Below are 16,157 nucleotides of genomic sequence, written 5' to 3'. Positions count from 1 at the left end.
TTTTACGCACTTGTTTCATATGTTAAAATTAAGGTTTTATTCTTAACTTTTTATGCAGGTAAAGTTAGCAAGTCCAGCTCTTACATCATAATAAGCTTCAACATCCGGTAAATAATAATATTCAGCTTCTGCGTATCCTATAGGTCCCCATGATGGAGCAGTACCTATGTTTAAATTTACTGAGACTTGTGCATGTATTGTGCTTGATGCAAAGAGTATAATTCCTACGATGATTAATTTTAATGTTCTCATTTTTTCAAATATTTAATTTGTAATAATTTTTTATAATAACTTGTTATTGCTATACTTTTTGTGAAATTCCAACAACTGTGCCAAAACAAAAAAATCAACATTTAATTAAGGATTAATGTGCTAAAAAAAAGAGCCTCATTGCTGAGACTCTTTTTATAAATTATTATGAAATCAGTATTAATGTTTTCCATTTCCATTATTTCCTTTTCCACCTTTATTGCCATTTCCTTTATTTCCATGTACGTTATTCCCATTACTTTTGTACACTTTATTGTTATTACTGCGGTTAGAACCTATTGATTTTTGTGGTTTACCTTTGTATCCTTTGTAGTATTTTACTTTGTGTGTTTTAAAGTTACTGTATGGTCTTGAACCATGGTAATCGTTCAATACTACTTTATAACCATTGTATAGATTATAATTTCTGTATTGATTAGGTAGATTTCTTGAACGAATCCAATTTCCTCCACCAAAATAAATGAATTGTGTGGCTCGTATATCATAATAAGCTTGAACATCCGGTAAATAATAATAATCTACAGCTGAATAACCAACTGGCCCCCATGCTGGTGGACTACCTATATTTACATTTACTGAAACCTGTGCTTGCATCGTATTTGCGGATGCAAATAGTATAATTCCTGCAATGATTAATTTTAATGTTTTCATTTTTCGAAATTTTAATTAGTAATTATTAGATAGTAATTTTAGTTACTATTTTATCTCGTTTTGAAGTAAAACCAACAATTATGCCAATATCAAATAATTAACATTTACTTTGTTATTTTACTTCATAAAAAAAGGAAACGATTATTCGTTTCCTTTTTCTACAGGTATAAATTTATTTACAATAAAAGTATCAATAAAAGGATAACGATTATAATTGCACCTACAGATAAGTATATACCATTTCCTGTAGATTTTAATTCTGCTTTGATAGCACGTACTTCTTTACGTAATTCTTTTTTTTCAACTGAAGTCAAAGACGATTTATCCATCGCTTTTATTTCATCAAGTCTATTAAGCAAAACTTTTACTTCTGCAGGCACTTCTTTAGGAGTATTTAAAATTACAGTTGGATTTTTTTCAGCGGCTAACATTTGTGTTGGAAGAACACTAATTGATAATACCATCATCATCAAATAAAAGGTGAATTTTTTCATTTTGTTTGGTTTTTAGTTAAAATTTTAACACAATAAAAGTAAACAATAAAACATAATTTTTTCTTATAAAATTAAGGTATTAAATTATATAATTCACACCCTTCATTGTGTACTGTATCGTAATTTTCTAAAAAAAGTGTCCTGTAGATAGTGTGTTCAATATAATCCCATACAAATTGAACTGTTTTCGAAGGATATTAGTATTATGCGAATATTTTTTTGGAATAATTTATATTTATAAAGCGTATTATTTGTAAAGCACGGTACGGGGTTTTGTCAGTTCGAAATCTTGAAAACCAAAATCAGTTGTTTCAATTGCATTTGTTTTGAAAATATTTTCGCCATTTCCAGGAATGGACGGATAGTAGGACAGCGAAATTTGAAAAGCACTAAATACCAGAAAATCATTGTTGATAATACATCCAATTCCAATTTTTGAATAGGCTTTACTTTGAGTCAATCCCTTATTAGGATTTCCTAGTACGGCAATGGAATAATTACAATAGGGATTGATTCTAAATCCCCAAAGATCCCATGGCGCATAGGCTTGGGTTTGTATGGTTAAGAGTGCTTTTTGGGTTCCATATTGAGCACTATTAAAGCCCCGAAGTCCATAATTTTCATTGATATTTAGCTGATCGCCAATAATATTGACACGGTTTGTACCAATAATTACCTGGGGCTTGATGAACTGTCTCCATTTCCATTTTCCCAGACTCATCAAGTTTGTGAAATAATTTGCCTGAAAAGAAAAAGCGGTTTGCTGCGTAATTGATTTTTCAAAAAAGGTACCTATCTCTACATTAGCACTTAAAAAGCCCCATTTATAATAATTTCCAAAAGCCGCTCGGGCAGCAAGATACAAACGCCTCAAATTGTTTTTATATTGATAGCCAGAAGTGATGCTGTAAATTTTGCCAATGGGGACATCTTCTATAATTCCATTTTTGAAAATATAGTTGTCTTGCACGAATTTACGTGAACTAATACCAATCCCGAAAAGAGCAAGTTTTTCACTAGAGTAGAAATCAGTGGCATCATAGAGGATAGTTGGGCTTTCCAGATATTTTATATTTAAAAAACGTCCTGCCAGAATCAGATTTGTGGTGCGCTGGTTTTCTGTTCTTCCTTTAAAAATAGAAAAGGCACGTCCAAGCCATAAATCCTGCGAATTGTATTTGAAATTTTGATAGGTAAATACGGAATTGACATCAGCAAGGGTGTCTTTTCTAAATTGCTGGTCTATGTATATTCCCCCTGCCCATTTTGTAAAAGCAGAGTAAAAGGGACGGTCTACATTGAGGCTTTTGCTGTAGTAATTGTCTAAATCTATCCGGTAATTCAGAGTTGTCTGAATGAAGGTATTCTGGATGTTAGGAACGCTATAGGACAATCCATACGCGCTTTTTCCGTCGCTGAATCTGTTTTTGAATTCATTTTTGAATTCATGGCCAGTGCCTAGAAAATTACGATCATTGAGTTCAAAATTAGTTCTTGAACTGGAAATGGATCCCTTGGGAATAATACTCCATGTATCTAAAACCCGAAAGGTGACATCTACTGAATCCGGGCTGTTCTGAATTAATTGTGGGGTTACGTCAACGCGACTGATGTATCTTTGAGCTCTAATCAATCGTTCTGATTCTTTTACTAATAAAGAATCGAAAGGTGTGTTTTTTGTTATTAACAGTACATTCTTAATAGCGAGTTTTTTTGTTTTGATATGAATTCGGTTTCCAGTTCGTTCGGCCCAGTTTTTAGGGGCTCTGGCGGTATCAATATCAGAATACCCAAAAGGGTCTAAAGTGATAATAGTAATATTTCTGATCGTTTTTCCTTCAAAAGTTTCGTATTTTTTGGGAATTACTTTTTTCTTTGTTTTTTTTATAGTTACGGGCCTGAAAACTAATTTATGAACAAGTGTTGTAAACTTATTTTTTTTAGAATAGGATTGAATTTTTTTGTAAACGCCAGCGGAATCTTTTTCCTTCTGGTTTACTTGTGAAAAAGAAATCAGGTGGCAACAGACGATCAAAAAGAATAAAATCAGCTTTTGCTTTTTAGTCATTATACAAAATTAATTTAAAAATTGAGAAAGAAAAAACCAGCAAAACATTGATAAACAATTGGTTTAAATAGACTCACTTGTTTTATTAAGGTCAGTTTCTGCTTTATTCTCTGTATTGTTTTCCGTTGTTGTCTCAGTAAAAACAGGAACTATAAGATCCGTTTTAATTATGGTTTTTTTAGAGGATGCATCTGAATCGAATAGCGGTAATTTGATACTATGCCAAGTATAGGTTTTGGGCAAATGATCTCCCATTAAATACCCCCAAGGTTCTAATGACTCAATTCGGTCAAAAATTACCTTAAGAACCGCAATTATGGGTAATGCTAAAAACATTCCGGCGATTCCCGCAATGGCTCCTCCAATAATGATTCCTATAATGGATATAAAAGCATTTATTTCTACTTTTGAACTTACTATTATTGGGACAAGGATATTATTATCTATTAATTGAACAAAGATGGTAACCACAATTATACCAATAATTATGGATAAATCCGGAGTACCAGTCAATGAGGCAATAATGCTTAAAATTCCGGCAAAAAGGATTCCTATATAGGGAATTAGATTTAGAATTCCAGTTACAACACCCAGCAAAACAGCATATTTCACGCCAATAATAATAAATCCTACAGTAGTCATTACCGATACTAAAATGGTCTCGATAATTAAACCTACAATATAACTGTTTATAGCAACTCTAATATTTGTTAAAATATTTTTTAATTGTTCATGATTCTCTTTTTTGAATAGTTTAGACAAAAACAATAAAAAATGAGTCCTGTATAAAAGAATCAAAAAAGTATAAATAGGGATTAAGGTCAAATTTAGTAGCGTATCCGTAAATGACAATAGCGTGGTACCAATGATTTCTTTCCCTTTTTCCATAGAATCTTCAGTAGCTGTATCCAGATATTGTTTTTGTTCCCAAGAACTTAAATTGAAATGTTCACTGAGAAACCGTTGAATATTACTAATATGAATAGTTATGTTTCTTTCAATTTTATCAAAATCATCTGCAAAATCACTGATTTGAAAGGATAGAAATACAAAAAGGCCTAAAAAAAGCAATACAAAAAGCAGTACCGCCAGCATAACGGCTAACACATGGGGAAAGTAGAGTTTAGATTTTAAAAACTGAACGATGGGATACAACAATATCGCAAATAAAAAGGACATCATTATGGGAACTAATATATCCTGACCAATATAAAATATAAAAATAATAGCAATTAAGCTCAATAAAACGAGCGTAAGTTTTGCGTAAAATGGAAATTTTAAAAGGTCATTCATATCTTTTTATTTTTTTTTAAAGACAAAAACAATTCAATAGTAAATTATTTATTTCTAATTGACAAATATCCAGCATTTAAAAAAGTAAAACATTATATATTTTTCAGCAATAGTTATATAATTTCCACTTCAATAGGATATTTTGCAAGATGATGTTTGACCATTCGTTCAGCAAAAGTAAACTAATCCGTAAATTCTTTTTGATCGGCATAATTGTTTAGTATCGAAATTCCTTTTTGCAAAAGCAAGCTGTTCGGATAGATGATTTTTTCTCCATCTATAGTTTTCAAATACACATGAAAAGCCCCTATATCTTCAATTTGAGCTTCAATAGGAAAATCTTTGTCATGAATTTTTATTGTATCTCCAATTTTAAACGGAAAAGAAAAAAACAAAATAACTCCAGAGGTGATGTTGCTCAAAATAGACCATTGAGCAAACATAGCGACACCTACAACGGTGGTAATAGAGGAAAGTGCAATAATAATATCCTTTGTCTGAACGCCCCAAATTAGTATGACAGCTATAATTGCAAGAATATTTATAAATAAATGAATGTATTTGATGACTAAATTAGTTCGATGCTCCAGTTTTTGGTTTGATTTAGCATAGCTGCGTACTAATTTTGCAGCAATAATTCTCAAAAAAATCAACAGCAATCCCAGGATTCCTGTGGCCACCAGTTCTCTGGAATACTCGTGAAATATAAATGTATCCATAATGCAATCAGTCTAATTTAGTTAAGTAGTCATATACTTTATCCGTAGGCATTCCCATCACATTAGCATAGGAACCTTCAATTTTTGAAACGCCAATAAAACCAATCCATTCCTGAATACCATAAGCACCCGCTTTGTCATAGGGCTTGTAATTTTCTATATAGTAGCGAATGGATTCCTCACTCAACGTGTTAAAAGTGACTTTTGTTATTTCATGAAGCAGGACTACTTTTTCATTTGTCTTAAAGCAAACAGAAGTAATTACTTGGTGAGTAGCATTCGATAATGATTTCAAGATTTCAAAAGCATCCTGTTCGTCTTTTGGTTTGCCTAGCGCTTTGTTGTTGTACCAAACAATGGTGTCACTGGTGATTAGGATTTCATTGGACTGTAATTCACCGTCAAAAGCACTGGCTTTTAATTCAGCCAAATAGTTCGTGATTTCGTACGCTTTTAACTCAGGAGGATAAATTTCTTCGATTTCTTTCAATCGAATTTCAAAATCTAAGTCCAAATCTTTGAAAAACTGCTGCCGTCTTGGCGATCCTGAAGCCAGAATAAGGGTGTATTTTTTTAATTTATTTTTAAGCATTATATTTTATATTTAAACGAATAACAATAACGGATAAAATTCCTAAAAGAAGGATCCATTTTAACAATAGACTCAAGATGTGACACTCTCTTTTTGATTTTGCAGACCAAATTTTTAAAGTGAAATAAAACAACGGACCTACAACAAATAACAACATATATAATGTTGCAAACAACAAATCTAACAAGTACTGATGAATATAATATACGATAAAAAATAGCGGAATCAAACTTAAGCCGGAAACTATTTTTGCCGTTCTGGATTTTCCAATTACAATAGGTAAGGTACTCATTCCTTGATTATAATCGCCATCTGTATCTTCTATATCTTTGACAATTTCCCGAAGCAGATTAATAACAAAAGCAAAAATAGCATAATCTATCAAGATAGAATAAAACAAGCCCATTTGTTGCTGATTATTTATTGTTGTTGCAGGAAATAAATCGAAAACTCCAATGATAATCACACTAAAAGAAAGTAGTAAAGCCACAATGATATTACCAATAAGCATCATTTGTTTCAGACTGGTTGCATACAAATAAAGTGTTGCGGCAACCAAAATAAAAATAGAGGCAAAACCTGGTTTTCGTATGACATTCGACAAATAAAAACCAATCATTACCCCACTTGACGTAAGCCAAATATACAGATTATAGGCTTGAATTTCTGAAATGGTTTTGCCCACAATCACAGCATTTGGTTTATTGACGGTATCTGTTTTTTGGTCAAAGATATCATTGATCACATAGCCGCCTGCAGCGATCAAAGCAGTTGATAAAATTAATAATCCATACTGCCAATCCGATAACGCCAAAGAAATATTCTGAACGTGTAAAAAACCATACCTGAAAACAAATTGCATAAAAGCAAGTATTAGCAAGTTCTGGTATCGAATTAGTTTTAAAAAAGGAACCACAGATGTTATTTGAAATTTATAATTTAACATTTAAAATAATACTAATCATGCTTCCCGTCAAAATGTGCCATCCATTTCCCTTGTGCTTTCATGACTTGCTCGATGACATCTCTGGCCGCTCCTTTTCCTCCGTTTTTATGCGAAATATAACGGGAAATAGCTTTGATTTCCGGGCTAGCATCTTGGGGACAAGTGGGTAATGTGACTAACTGCATCACATGATAATCAGGAATATCATCGCCCATGTATAACACGTTTTCAGGTTTAATGTTGTAAAGTTCCACATATTCTTTAAAAGTTTCTACTTTGTCCGGCGTACCTAAATAGATGTCTGTAACCCCCAGATTTCGTAGTCTGACTCGAACCCCTTCATTGCTTCCGCCGGAAATAACACATACATTAAACCCGCTTTCTATAGCTGCTTTCATAGCGTATCCATCTCTAATATTCATGGTGCGCAATATTTCTCCTTCATTAGTTACAAAAACAGAGCTGTCAGTTAGTACTCCATCGACATCAAAAATAAAAGTAGTGATCTCGTTCATTATTTCTTTATAACTTTTTGCCATTCTCTTGTATTGATTGTGTTAGTATTTTATAAATAGTCAGATGATTTTCATTTGATAAAAAAGCTTCGTGGGCTTCAATCGTTGAAGTGTCATTGCGTTTTGCAGGACCCGTTTGTGCCTCTTGCGGCGAAAGTACCATTATTTTTCGAACTGTTTCTGCAATTAAAGGTCTTAAGATTTCAAATGGAACCTGATGTTCCTGGCAGATTTCCTGACCTATTTGGTACAAATGATTGGTAAAATTGTTCACAAATACGGCCACCACATGCAAGGCTTTTCGTTGCTCAGAGTTGATTGCATAAACGGTTCCTGAAATTGATTTGGCCACTTTATCCAATAATTCATAATCAATCCCATTTTCGCTTTCTAAACAAATAGGAATGATATTGAAATCGACCGCTTTGTTTTTGGTAAACGTTTGCAAAGGATAAAAAACGCCTCTTCGATTATTTTCGTCTAATGCATGCAAAGAAACACTCCCGGAAGTATGCACCACTAAGCGATTCTTGAAAGCTAGATTAGAGGAAACTTCAGCAATAGCATCATCAGAAACTGAAATGATATACATGTCGGCTTCAACTAAAGTATTGAAATTATTAGTGACTTTTTCCAAGTCTATTAGGTGGGAAACACTTTTTATTTGTCTCGAATATACCTGAACCAATTCTATTTCTGTCCCTGGTCTATGAGGATTTTGAAATGCCGCAATTAAATGCTGTGCCACATTTCCGGAGCCAATAATAACTACTTTGATCATGGGGTAAAATTAGCAAAAAAAATATGAAGTGTATTATTCAATTTTCAGGAAGGTTACAAATAAAAACCAGCCTAAAAAAAAGTTCTTTAGCCTTCTTGAAAAAGACTTAATTTTAGTTTAAATTAACAAATGTAGGAATATAGAAGTCAACATTTTTAAGTACTTTTGTACCACTTTTATAAAACTTAATCCCATAAAAATGGATAAAAAAATATTTTCTTTTTTGTTTTCTACACGATTAATGGCCTTTCTGTTTATTTCATATGCCGTTGCCATGGCCACAGGAACTTTTATCGAAAGTAAGTACAATACGGATACGGCAAAAATTTTAATTTATAATGCGTGGTGGTTTGAGGCTATTCATGTCTTTTTTGTGATTAATTTCATCGGGAATATCAAGCGATATCAACTCTTGAAGAAAGAAAAATGGGCTACTTTATTGTTGCATTTGTCTTTTATTCTTATCATTCTTGGTGCTTTTGTAACGCGATACATCAGTTATGAAGGAATGATGCCAATTCGTGAAGGGGCTGCTGAAAATCAGATATTTTCTGATAAAACCTACCTGACACTTTTTGTAGACGGCGAATTTAAAGGAGAAATGAAACGCCGGGTTTTTGAAAAAAAAGTACTGCTTTCTCCAGCCACTAATAATAATTTTAGTGTTTCTGGAACGTTTGCTGATACCCCATTTGAGGTGGAATATGAAAATTTTATAATGGGAGCAAAAGAATATGTAAAACCTGATCCAAAAGGAATTTTGTATTTAAAATTAGTTGAAGCTGGAGATGGTGGTCGTCATGAACATTTCTTGAAAGAGGGCGAAGTACAAAATATTCATAATGTTTTATTTTCGCTAAATAAATTTACGGATGGTGCCATAAATATCAATACTACTGGAAACGCGTATACAATTCAAACTCCTTTTGAAGGTGATTTTATGCGTATGGCAGATAAACTACAAGGAAAAGTTACAAAGGATAACGCGCAACCATTGATGATGCGTTCGTTATACACAATAGGTGAAATGCGATTTGTGCTCCCGGATCCTGCTGTAAAAGGAATTATCGATTATGAATCGAATAATGATTTTAAAGCTAAAAATCATGAAGATGCACTAACAGTAAAAATAACGGCTGACGGACAAGAAAAAACAGTAACCGTTTTAGGCTCCAAAGGTAAATTAGGAGATGTAAATTCAGTGAAAATTGGGAATATAGAGTACTCGATTTTTTATGGAAGTAAGGCGTATGTTTTGCCTTTTAAAATTAAATTGAATGACTTTATTGCACAAAAATATCCAGGAACAGAGAAAAGTTATTCTTCATTTGAAAGTCAGGTTACTGTTGAGGATAAAGAACCCTTTGATGCAAGAATATATATGAACAATGTTTTGGATTATAAAGGATATCGCTTTTTTCAATCCGGTTTTGATCCCGATGAAAAAGGAACTATATTGTCTGTAAATCACGATTTCTGGGGAACAGCAATCACTTATGGTGGATATTTCATGCTGTATTTTGCCATGATGGCCATTATGTTCACTAAGTATTCTCGTTTTGCAGATATTAAGAGAAAATTAGAAGAGGTGAAAATTAAGAAAGCCAAATTACTGACTATTTTAATTCTGCTATTTAGTTTCAGCAGTTTTGCACAAGAACACGACCATGCAGATCACGAGGGACATGACCACGAACAAACCCAAACCGCATCAAAGACCCAGACCGCGCCAGAGACCCATGCAAATCATACTAAGAAGGTGTTCAGTCAGGATGAATTACAGGCACTAATTACAAAATTTAAAGTGCCAGAAGCGCATGCCTCAAAATTTGGACGATTAGTCATTCAAGATGCTGGTGGACGAATGAAACCTATCAATACTTTTTCTTCAGAATTGTTGCGAAAAGTAAGTCATGATGATACTTATAAAGGAATGAATTCAGATCAGGTATTTTTGTCTATGACACAATATGCGAGTTACTGGATTGAAATTCCTATTATTTATATTAAAAGTGGGAATGACAGTATTCGTAAAATTATAGGAATTGATAAGAAAGCTAAATTTGCTCCTTTCGTATCTTTCTTTGATGCAAAAGGAAATTACAAGCTTTCAAAATATTTAGAAGAAGCTTTTAAAGCTGCAAATCCTAACCAGTTCGAAAAAGATTTTATAGAGACCGATAAGAAAGTAAATCTTATGGAATCAGCATTGAGCGGACGAATTTTAAAAATCTTCCCAATACCGGAGAATAAAAACAATAAATGGGTTTCTTATTTAGAGCTCAATGAAGCCGGTTTCAAAGGAATGGAAGCGACATACACTAAAAACGTATTGCCTTTATATTTTGGATCTTTGGCAAGCGCTGCAGCATCCAGTAATTATGCTACATCCGATGAATTACTCGGGAGTATTAATGGTTTCCAAAAACGTTTTGGCAGCAAAGTGATGCCAAGCGATGAAAAGATTACGTCGGAAGTATTGTATAATAAATATGATGTTTTCAATAAACTTTTTTATTGGTATATTTTATCGGCGATTTTAATGTTGTTTTTTACGATTATGCAAATCTTAAAAGAGCGCAAAGTATTAGCCATAGTAGTAAATACAATGCATATTATTATAGGATTATTATTTGTATTGCATACTGCGGGCTTAATTGCACGCTGGTATATTTCAGGACATGCGCCTTGGAGTAATGCGTATGAATCGATCATTTATGTAGCTTGGGCGACCATGTTTTTTGGTCTTGCTTTCGATAGAAAATCAAAGCTCACGGTTGCTTCGTCAGCTTTTGTTACTGCAATGATTTTATTTGCAGCTAACTTAAATTGGATTGATCCAGAAATTGCAAATTTGCAACCGGTACTGAATTCCTATTGGTTAATGATTCACGTTGCTGTTATCGTTGGAAGTTATGGACCATTAGCTTTAGGAATGATTTTAGGAGCGGTAGCATTATTGTTAATCATGTTTACTAATGAAAAGAATAAAGTAAAAATGGATTTAAACATTCAAGAGATTACTTATATTAATGAAATGGCTTTAACAATTGGACTTATCATGCTAACTATTGGTAACTTTTTAGGAGGACAATGGGCTAATGAAAGTTGGGGTAGGTATTGGGGTTGGGACCCAAAAGAAACTTGGGCATTAATTACAATTATGGTCTATGCTTTTGTTATTCATGCCCGATTTGTTCCTTCTTTACGTGGAAAATGGGTTTTTAATTTAATGAGTATGTTTGCTTTTATTTCTACATTGTTTACTTATTATGGTGTAAATTTTCATCTGGTAGGATTGCATTCCTATGCGAGTGGAGAAGCCCATTCCTTAAACTGGATTTGGTATTCACTGGCAGTAATAACATTATTTGGTGCTGTTTCCTATCCAAAATACAAGAAATATTATAAGAAACAAGTTGGATTATTTTCCAATAACAAATAGACTGTTTCAATATAAAAATGAGCCAGTCTCTTTTGATTGTATTTCTAAAAGAGAAAACCTACTAGTTCCTAAAATCGATTTCACTCTCGAGAAGATGAAGTTGTAAAAAAAGTAAAAAGCAGCTCATGGAGTTGCTTTTTTGCATAAACAACCAAAACGGCTTGCATACAGGGCAAAATGTATGGATATAATGGTTGTGTCTGTCGTGTTGGAAGGGATGGTGTCGTGAATAAAGTATTTGATTGGAAGTAGAAATGTATGCAGTATAAGCCACTTTGAGTTAGTCATTTAGCATCTGATTTTCCTTCTTATGCATAAAATCAGCATCGGTAGGTTGGTATGGAATAGGAATTTATTTCTCCCGGAATAAATTTTGTTCTTCGTATTCTATGGTTTGATAGTAGTTTGATGAGATGCCTTAAAAGTGGTTTTTTTGAACCGCCATGCAATTATATTAATACAACCTAAAAATAGGTAAATCAATTAAATAAAAAAGTCCATTTGTCATTTTTTTATATAAAAAAAGAGGCTGTCTTTTTGAGACAGCCTCTATAATTTCAATTTAAATATGTAATTACGGTCTTTGTTTTTTCATTTCTTTTTCAATCATTTCGTAGAATTGATCAATTTTTGGTAAAACAACAATACGAGTTCTTCTGTTACGAGATCTGTTTTCAGCCGAATCATTTGCAACTAAAGGAATATATGAACTTCTTCCTGCCGCTATTAATTGCTCTGGTTTAACACCCAATTGATTCGTTAAAACACGAATAATAGAAGTAGAACGTTTCACACTTAAATCCCAGTTGTCAAGTATCACACCGGAACCATTGTAAGGAACATTATCAGTATGTCCTTCAACCATACATTCAAAATCGGGTTTATCATTGACCACTTTGGCAACTTTAGCCAAAACCATTTTGGCTCTATCAGTCACTTCATAACTTCCGCTTTTAAACAATAGTTTGTCAGCTATAGAGATAAATACAACTCCTTTTTCTACATTTATTTCGATATCCGGATCAGAGATTCCTACTGAACTTTTTAAACTAGTAACTAACGCAAGTGTTACACTGTCTTTTTTAGTTAAAGCATCTTGCATTCTACTAATTTTCAAATCTTTCTCTTTGATAGATTCTAACGCTTTTTCAATATTTTCAGCTCCTTTAGTAGACAGAATAGTCATGTCTCTAGAAGTACTGATTAAACCTTGATTTTGGTCTTTCAAACCACTCACGGTAGCAATAAGACCCGCTTTTTCTTCTAAGCAAGAATTTAATTTTACAGTTGCTGTATTTAATAAATCCTGAGTTTCTTTGTTTCTAGCTTCTAAATCAGTGTATTTCTTTTTTGATACACATGAGGATAGTACAGCTAAAACAGATAAGGCAATTACTATTTTTTTCATAAATTGTTTAGTTTTAGTTTTAATGTTAATTACAAATTTAACTTTTTTATATTTATTTTATTCCAAATAAATCGTTAAAAACAACGATATTCCTGATAAAATAAATGTAAACGATACTTTTTGTAGTATGGTATTTTTGTTTTTGAAATTTTGCTCTTTTTTTGCATTGTGATGAAAATAGGCTGTAAAAGGACCCGTGGGCTTTTAGTATTGCGAAAAAATGTTTGAACTTTCCTTTGAAAATAAATTGTAAACCTGCAATTCCGTCTAACACCATTCGGATTAAAAGTATCCAAAATAATTGATTTTTTGGGATATTTTTGGTTAGCATTAACAATGAATTTCTAAAGTTCAAAAAAGTTTTTTTGGAATTCCCTTGTTGCAAAGTAGCCCCGCCAACATGGTAAACAACGGACTCATAATTGTATTTTATTTTATACCCTTTGTTGAAAGCACGCCAACATAAATCAATCTCTTCTTGATGTGCAAAAAAATCGCCGTCAAAGCCATTTAATTCCTTATAAACAGAACTTCGGATAAAAAAACAAGCTCCGGAAGCCCAAAATATTTCTCGGTTGTCATCATACTGACCACAGTCTTTTTCTACGGTGTCAAAAATTCGTCCTCGACAATACGGATATCCAAATTTATCAATGAATCCACCGGCAGCACCAGCGTATTCAAAATATTCTTTGCGTTTGAAATCTAATATTTTAGGCTGAATAATGGCAGTTTCAGGTTCTTTTCTAAAAGTTTTAAGTATCGGTTGCAACCAATTTTCAGTCACTTCAATGTCAGAATTCACCAAGGCAAATAGTGTAGCATCTATGTGTTTTAAGGCTTCATTGTAGCCACTGGCAAAACCCAGATTGCTTTCGTTTTTAACAATTTTAACCAAAGGAAAAAAAGCTTTTATATAAGAAATCGAATCATCTGTAGAGGCATTGTCAGCCACATAAATGGTAGCTTCCGGTGAATATTTAACCACAGACGGCAAAAATTTTTCTAATAATAAAATTCCATTCCAATTCAGGATGACAACAGCTACTTTCATTCAGATTTTTAGATTTTCAGATTTTTCGACATTTTAGACCATTACAATCTAAGAAGTTTAATATTCTAACTATTATAATTTGGTAGATTCTCTAGAAAAGCATATCTCTCGTTTTCAAAATCCATTTGGCAAAAGTAATGATTCAATCCATTAGTCACCATTAAAAATTCAGACTTTAGTGTCATATTATATCTTGCAATTTGGTCGAAAGTCGCTTGGGTAATTTTTACTTCAGGCGCTTTGCATTCGATTAAAATAAAAATAGAACCATCCGGATTAAAAACCACAACATCGTATCTTTTGCGCAAGCCATTGACTTTAAGTACTTTTTCAACATTAATCAATGATTTTGGGTATTTTTTTTCTTCCAATAAAAATTGAACTACATGCTGGCGAACCCATTCTTCGGGAGTAAGAATGATGAATTTTTTCCTGATTGCATCAAAAATAGAAACTTTATTTTCGCTATTTTTGAACCGAAAAGTATAGGAAGAAAAATTTAATTGCTGCATGAAGCAAAAATAGTTATTTTGTTTAAAATTTAAGGTGTAAAGTTTCATACGATTCAACAAACTTTAAACTTTAAACTTCAAACAAAAAAGAAAATGGATGAAGTATTAAAAATTGTAAATGATATAAAAAACGGAACCATCAGGCCCCTCTATTTTTTGATGGGAGAAGAGCCATATTATATTGATAAATTAGCGACTTATATTGAGGATAAAATATTAACAGAAGAAGAAAAAGGATTCAATCAGACCGTTTTATACGGAAGGGATGTTACGATAGAAGATATTATCTCGACCGCAAAACGCTATCCAATGATGGCGGAACGACAGGTGGTAATTGTCAAAGAAGCACAGGATTTGATTCGCACGATAGACAAACTGGAGAGCTACGCTGAGAATCCAATGGCAACAACCGTTTTAGTTTTTTGTTACAAATACAAAACGCTAGACAAACGTAAAAAACTAACCAAGTTATTGACTAAAAATGGAGTGGTTTATGAAAGTAAAAAACTGTATGAAAACCAAGTTGGGGACTGGATTAAACGTGTTTTAGCAGGTAAAAAGTATGCTATAGAGCCTAAAGCCAGTGCCATGCTAGTGGAATTTCTAGGAACGGATCTAAGTAAAATAAACAATGAACTCGAAAAATTACAAATTATTTTACCAGCGGGAAGTACCATAACTCCTAAACATATTGAGGAAAATATAGGGTTTAGCAAAGATTTTAATGTATTTGAATTGCGAAAAGCAATTGGCGAACGCAACCAATTAAAGGCGTATACGATTGCTGAAAACTTTGCCCAGAATCCAAAAGATAATCCAATGGTGGTGACTACCAGTTTGGTTTTTGGATTTTTTATCCAATTACTAAAATACCATGGTTTGAAAGACAGAAATCCTAAAAATGTAGCTGCCGTATTAAGCGTGAATCCGTTTTTTTTGAAAGAATATGATGTGGCTTTGAAAAACTATCCCATGAAAAAAGTGAGTCAGATTGTTGGTGCTTTAAGAGATATTGATGTCAAAAGCAAGGGTGTTGGCGCCAATGCAATGTCGCATTCTGATTTGTTACGAGAAATGCTTTATAAAATATTTAATTAAAGGACAAAAATTTCCGATATTTGCACTCCCGAAACTTCGGGTTATTAAAAATAAATACCACAATTATGGGAATGAATAAAAATACTATTTTAGGTTGGGCTACTTTGATAATGATTGTAATGGGTTTATTGCTTATCGCATTAGGCGCTTTTAAATATGATGACGTAGCAGGCTGGGGATTTGCAGCTGTAGGTGTTGGCTTTTTGGCTAATGCTTGGGTGTTTAGTTCACTTAAAGGCAGACTTTAGTAGTTATTCTTAATGTAGATATGAGACTTAAGAGCAAATAGATAATATAATTTTAAATTAAAA

16 protein-coding genes are annotated in these 16,157 nt (G+C 32.8%); 3 read left to right on the top strand and 13 right to left on the bottom strand.

From position 1 onward, the window contains the following. Window positions 1–42 precede the first annotated feature (42 nt). From EKM03_RS08590 to EKM03_RS08545, 10 genes are all read right to left on the bottom strand, one after another. Complete coding sequence (locus EKM03_RS08590) at window positions 43–252, bottom strand: hypothetical protein (RefSeq protein ID WP_126740181.1); 210 nt, start codon at window positions 250–252, stop codon at window positions 43–45. Window positions 253–429: 177 nt separating this feature from the next. Next, the gene (locus EKM03_RS08585) at window positions 430–921 is read right to left on the bottom strand and encodes a hypothetical protein (protein WP_126514856.1); all 492 of its coding nucleotides are present in this window, start codon (window positions 919–921) and stop codon (window positions 430–432) included. A 176-nt stretch (window positions 922–1,097) separates the two neighbouring features. Beyond that, window positions 1,098–1,415: a hypothetical protein gene (locus EKM03_RS08580; protein ID WP_126459372.1), complete on the bottom strand. Its 318-nt coding sequence runs from the start codon at window positions 1,413–1,415 to the stop codon at window positions 1,098–1,100. A 247-nt stretch (window positions 1,416–1,662) separates the two neighbouring features. After that, window positions 1,663–3,483, bottom strand: a complete 1,821-nt coding sequence (locus EKM03_RS08575; protein WP_126563709.1) for a hypothetical protein — start codon at window positions 3,481–3,483, stop codon at window positions 1,663–1,665. Window positions 3,484–3,546: 63 nt separating this feature from the next. After that, window positions 3,547–4,776 (bottom strand): AI-2E family transporter, encoded by a 1,230-nt coding sequence (locus EKM03_RS08570; RefSeq protein WP_126740180.1) that lies wholly within the window; start codon window positions 4,774–4,776, stop codon window positions 3,547–3,549. A gap of 182 nt (window positions 4,777–4,958) precedes the next feature. Further along, complete coding sequence (locus EKM03_RS08565; RefSeq protein WP_126459381.1) at window positions 4,959–5,495, bottom strand: mechanosensitive ion channel domain-containing protein; 537 nt, start codon at window positions 5,493–5,495, stop codon at window positions 4,959–4,961. 7 nt (window positions 5,496–5,502) lie between these two features. Further along, window positions 5,503–6,087, bottom strand: a complete 585-nt coding sequence (locus tag EKM03_RS08560; RefSeq protein WP_126553376.1) for a Maf-like protein — start codon at window positions 6,085–6,087, stop codon at window positions 5,503–5,505. Next, complete coding sequence (locus EKM03_RS08555; RefSeq protein WP_233584079.1) at window positions 6,080–6,949, bottom strand: geranylgeranylglycerol-phosphate geranylgeranyltransferase; 870 nt, start codon at window positions 6,947–6,949, stop codon at window positions 6,080–6,082. The genes EKM03_RS08560 and EKM03_RS08555 overlap by 8 nt, the downstream gene beginning before the upstream one ends. 95 nt (window positions 6,950–7,044) lie before the next feature. After that, complete coding sequence (locus tag EKM03_RS08550) at window positions 7,045–7,572, bottom strand: HAD family hydrolase (protein WP_126459389.1); 528 nt, start codon at window positions 7,570–7,572, stop codon at window positions 7,045–7,047. Beyond that, window positions 7,556–8,329 (bottom strand): Rossmann-like and DUF2520 domain-containing protein, encoded by a 774-nt coding sequence (locus EKM03_RS08545; protein WP_126459392.1) that lies wholly within the window; start codon window positions 8,327–8,329, stop codon window positions 7,556–7,558. The genes EKM03_RS08550 and EKM03_RS08545 overlap by 17 nt, the downstream gene beginning before the upstream one ends. Before the next feature lie 199 nt (window positions 8,330–8,528). Here EKM03_RS08545 and ccsA point away from each other — a divergent pair, with 199 nt between their 5' ends. Beyond that, window positions 8,529–11,774, top strand: coding sequence for a cytochrome c biogenesis protein CcsA (ccsA, locus tag EKM03_RS08540; RefSeq protein ID WP_126740178.1), 3,246 nt, complete (start codon window positions 8,529–8,531; stop codon window positions 11,772–11,774). A 574-nt stretch (window positions 11,775–12,348) separates the two neighbouring features. Here ccsA and EKM03_RS08535 read toward each other — a convergent pair. From EKM03_RS08535 to EKM03_RS08525, 3 genes are all read right to left on the bottom strand, one after another. Beyond that, window positions 12,349–13,182, bottom strand: coding sequence for an OmpA family protein (locus EKM03_RS08535; RefSeq protein ID WP_126459398.1), 834 nt, complete (start codon window positions 13,180–13,182; stop codon window positions 12,349–12,351). A gap of 52 nt (window positions 13,183–13,234) precedes the next feature. Further along, the gene (locus tag EKM03_RS08530) at window positions 13,235–14,236 is read right to left on the bottom strand and encodes a glycosyltransferase family 2 protein (protein WP_126740177.1); all 1,002 of its coding nucleotides are present in this window, start codon (window positions 14,234–14,236) and stop codon (window positions 13,235–13,237) included. Window positions 14,237–14,301: 65 nt separating this feature from the next. After that, a complete protein-coding gene (locus tag EKM03_RS08525) occupies window positions 14,302–14,748 on the bottom strand; it encodes a type I restriction enzyme HsdR N-terminal domain-containing protein (RefSeq protein ID WP_126459401.1) in 447 nt (148 codons plus the stop codon). A 93-nt stretch (window positions 14,749–14,841) separates the two neighbouring features. Between EKM03_RS08525 and holA the strand changes: the two genes are divergently transcribed. Then, the gene (gene holA, locus EKM03_RS08520) at window positions 14,842–15,846 is read left to right on the top strand and encodes a DNA polymerase III subunit delta (RefSeq protein ID WP_126459404.1); all 1,005 of its coding nucleotides are present in this window, start codon (window positions 14,842–14,844) and stop codon (window positions 15,844–15,846) included. A 65-nt stretch (window positions 15,847–15,911) separates the two neighbouring features. Further along, entirely contained in the window at window positions 15,912–16,094 is a 183-nt protein-coding gene (locus EKM03_RS08515) for a CAL67264 family membrane protein (RefSeq protein WP_126459407.1), read from the top strand. Window positions 16,095–16,157: the final 63 nt, after the last annotated feature.

Origin of the sequence: Flavobacterium sp. GSP6, assembly GCF_003984855.1 — a bacterium.
GTDB lineage: Bacteria > Bacteroidota > Bacteroidia > Flavobacteriales > Flavobacteriaceae > Flavobacterium.
The sequence above is the reverse complement of the archived record's forward strand: the minus strand, read 5'-3'. Positions and strand labels throughout refer to the sequence as shown.

Excerpts from the sequence above, each read along its gene's own strand:
- EKM03_RS08590 (WP_126740181.1), bottom strand. The coding sequence starts at position 252 with ATGAGAACATTAAAATTAATCATCGTAGGAATTATACTCTTTGCATCA.
- EKM03_RS08585 (WP_126514856.1), bottom strand. The coding sequence starts at position 921 with ATGAAAACATTAAAATTAATCATTGCAGGAATTATACTATTTGCATCC.
- EKM03_RS08580 (WP_126459372.1), bottom strand. The coding sequence starts at position 1,415 with ATGAAAAAATTCACCTTTTATTTGATGATGATGGTATTATCAATTAGT.
- EKM03_RS08575 (WP_126563709.1), bottom strand. The coding sequence starts at position 3,483 with ATGACTAAAAAGCAAAAGCTGATTTTATTCTTTTTGATCGTCTGTTGC.
- EKM03_RS08570 (WP_126740180.1), bottom strand. The coding sequence starts at position 4,776 with ATGAATGACCTTTTAAAATTTCCATTTTACGCAAAACTTACGCTCGTT.
- EKM03_RS08565 (WP_126459381.1), bottom strand. The coding sequence starts at position 5,495 with ATGGATACATTTATATTTCACGAGTATTCCAGAGAACTGGTGGCCACA.
- EKM03_RS08560 (WP_126553376.1), bottom strand. The coding sequence starts at position 6,087 with ATGCTTAAAAATAAATTAAAAAAATACACCCTTATTCTGGCTTCAGGA.
- EKM03_RS08555 (WP_233584079.1), bottom strand. The coding sequence starts at position 6,949 with ATGCAATTTGTTTTCAGGTATGGTTTTTTACACGTTCAGAATATTTCT.
- EKM03_RS08550 (WP_126459389.1), bottom strand. The coding sequence starts at position 7,572 with ATGGCAAAAAGTTATAAAGAAATAATGAACGAGATCACTACTTTTATT.
- EKM03_RS08545 (WP_126459392.1), bottom strand. The coding sequence starts at position 8,329 with ATGATCAAAGTAGTTATTATTGGCTCCGGAAATGTGGCACAGCATTTA.
- ccsA (WP_126740178.1), top strand. The coding sequence starts at position 8,529 with ATGGATAAAAAAATATTTTCTTTTTTGTTTTCTACACGATTAATGGCC.
- EKM03_RS08535 (WP_126459398.1), bottom strand. The coding sequence starts at position 13,182 with ATGAAAAAAATAGTAATTGCCTTATCTGTTTTAGCTGTACTATCCTCA.
- EKM03_RS08530 (WP_126740177.1), bottom strand. The coding sequence starts at position 14,236 with ATGAAAGTAGCTGTTGTCATCCTGAATTGGAATGGAATTTTATTATTA.
- EKM03_RS08525 (WP_126459401.1), bottom strand. The coding sequence starts at position 14,748 with ATGCAGCAATTAAATTTTTCTTCCTATACTTTTCGGTTCAAAAATAGC.
- holA (WP_126459404.1), top strand. The coding sequence starts at position 14,842 with ATGGATGAAGTATTAAAAATTGTAAATGATATAAAAAACGGAACCATC.
- EKM03_RS08515 (WP_126459407.1), top strand. The coding sequence starts at position 15,912 with ATGGGAATGAATAAAAATACTATTTTAGGTTGGGCTACTTTGATAATG.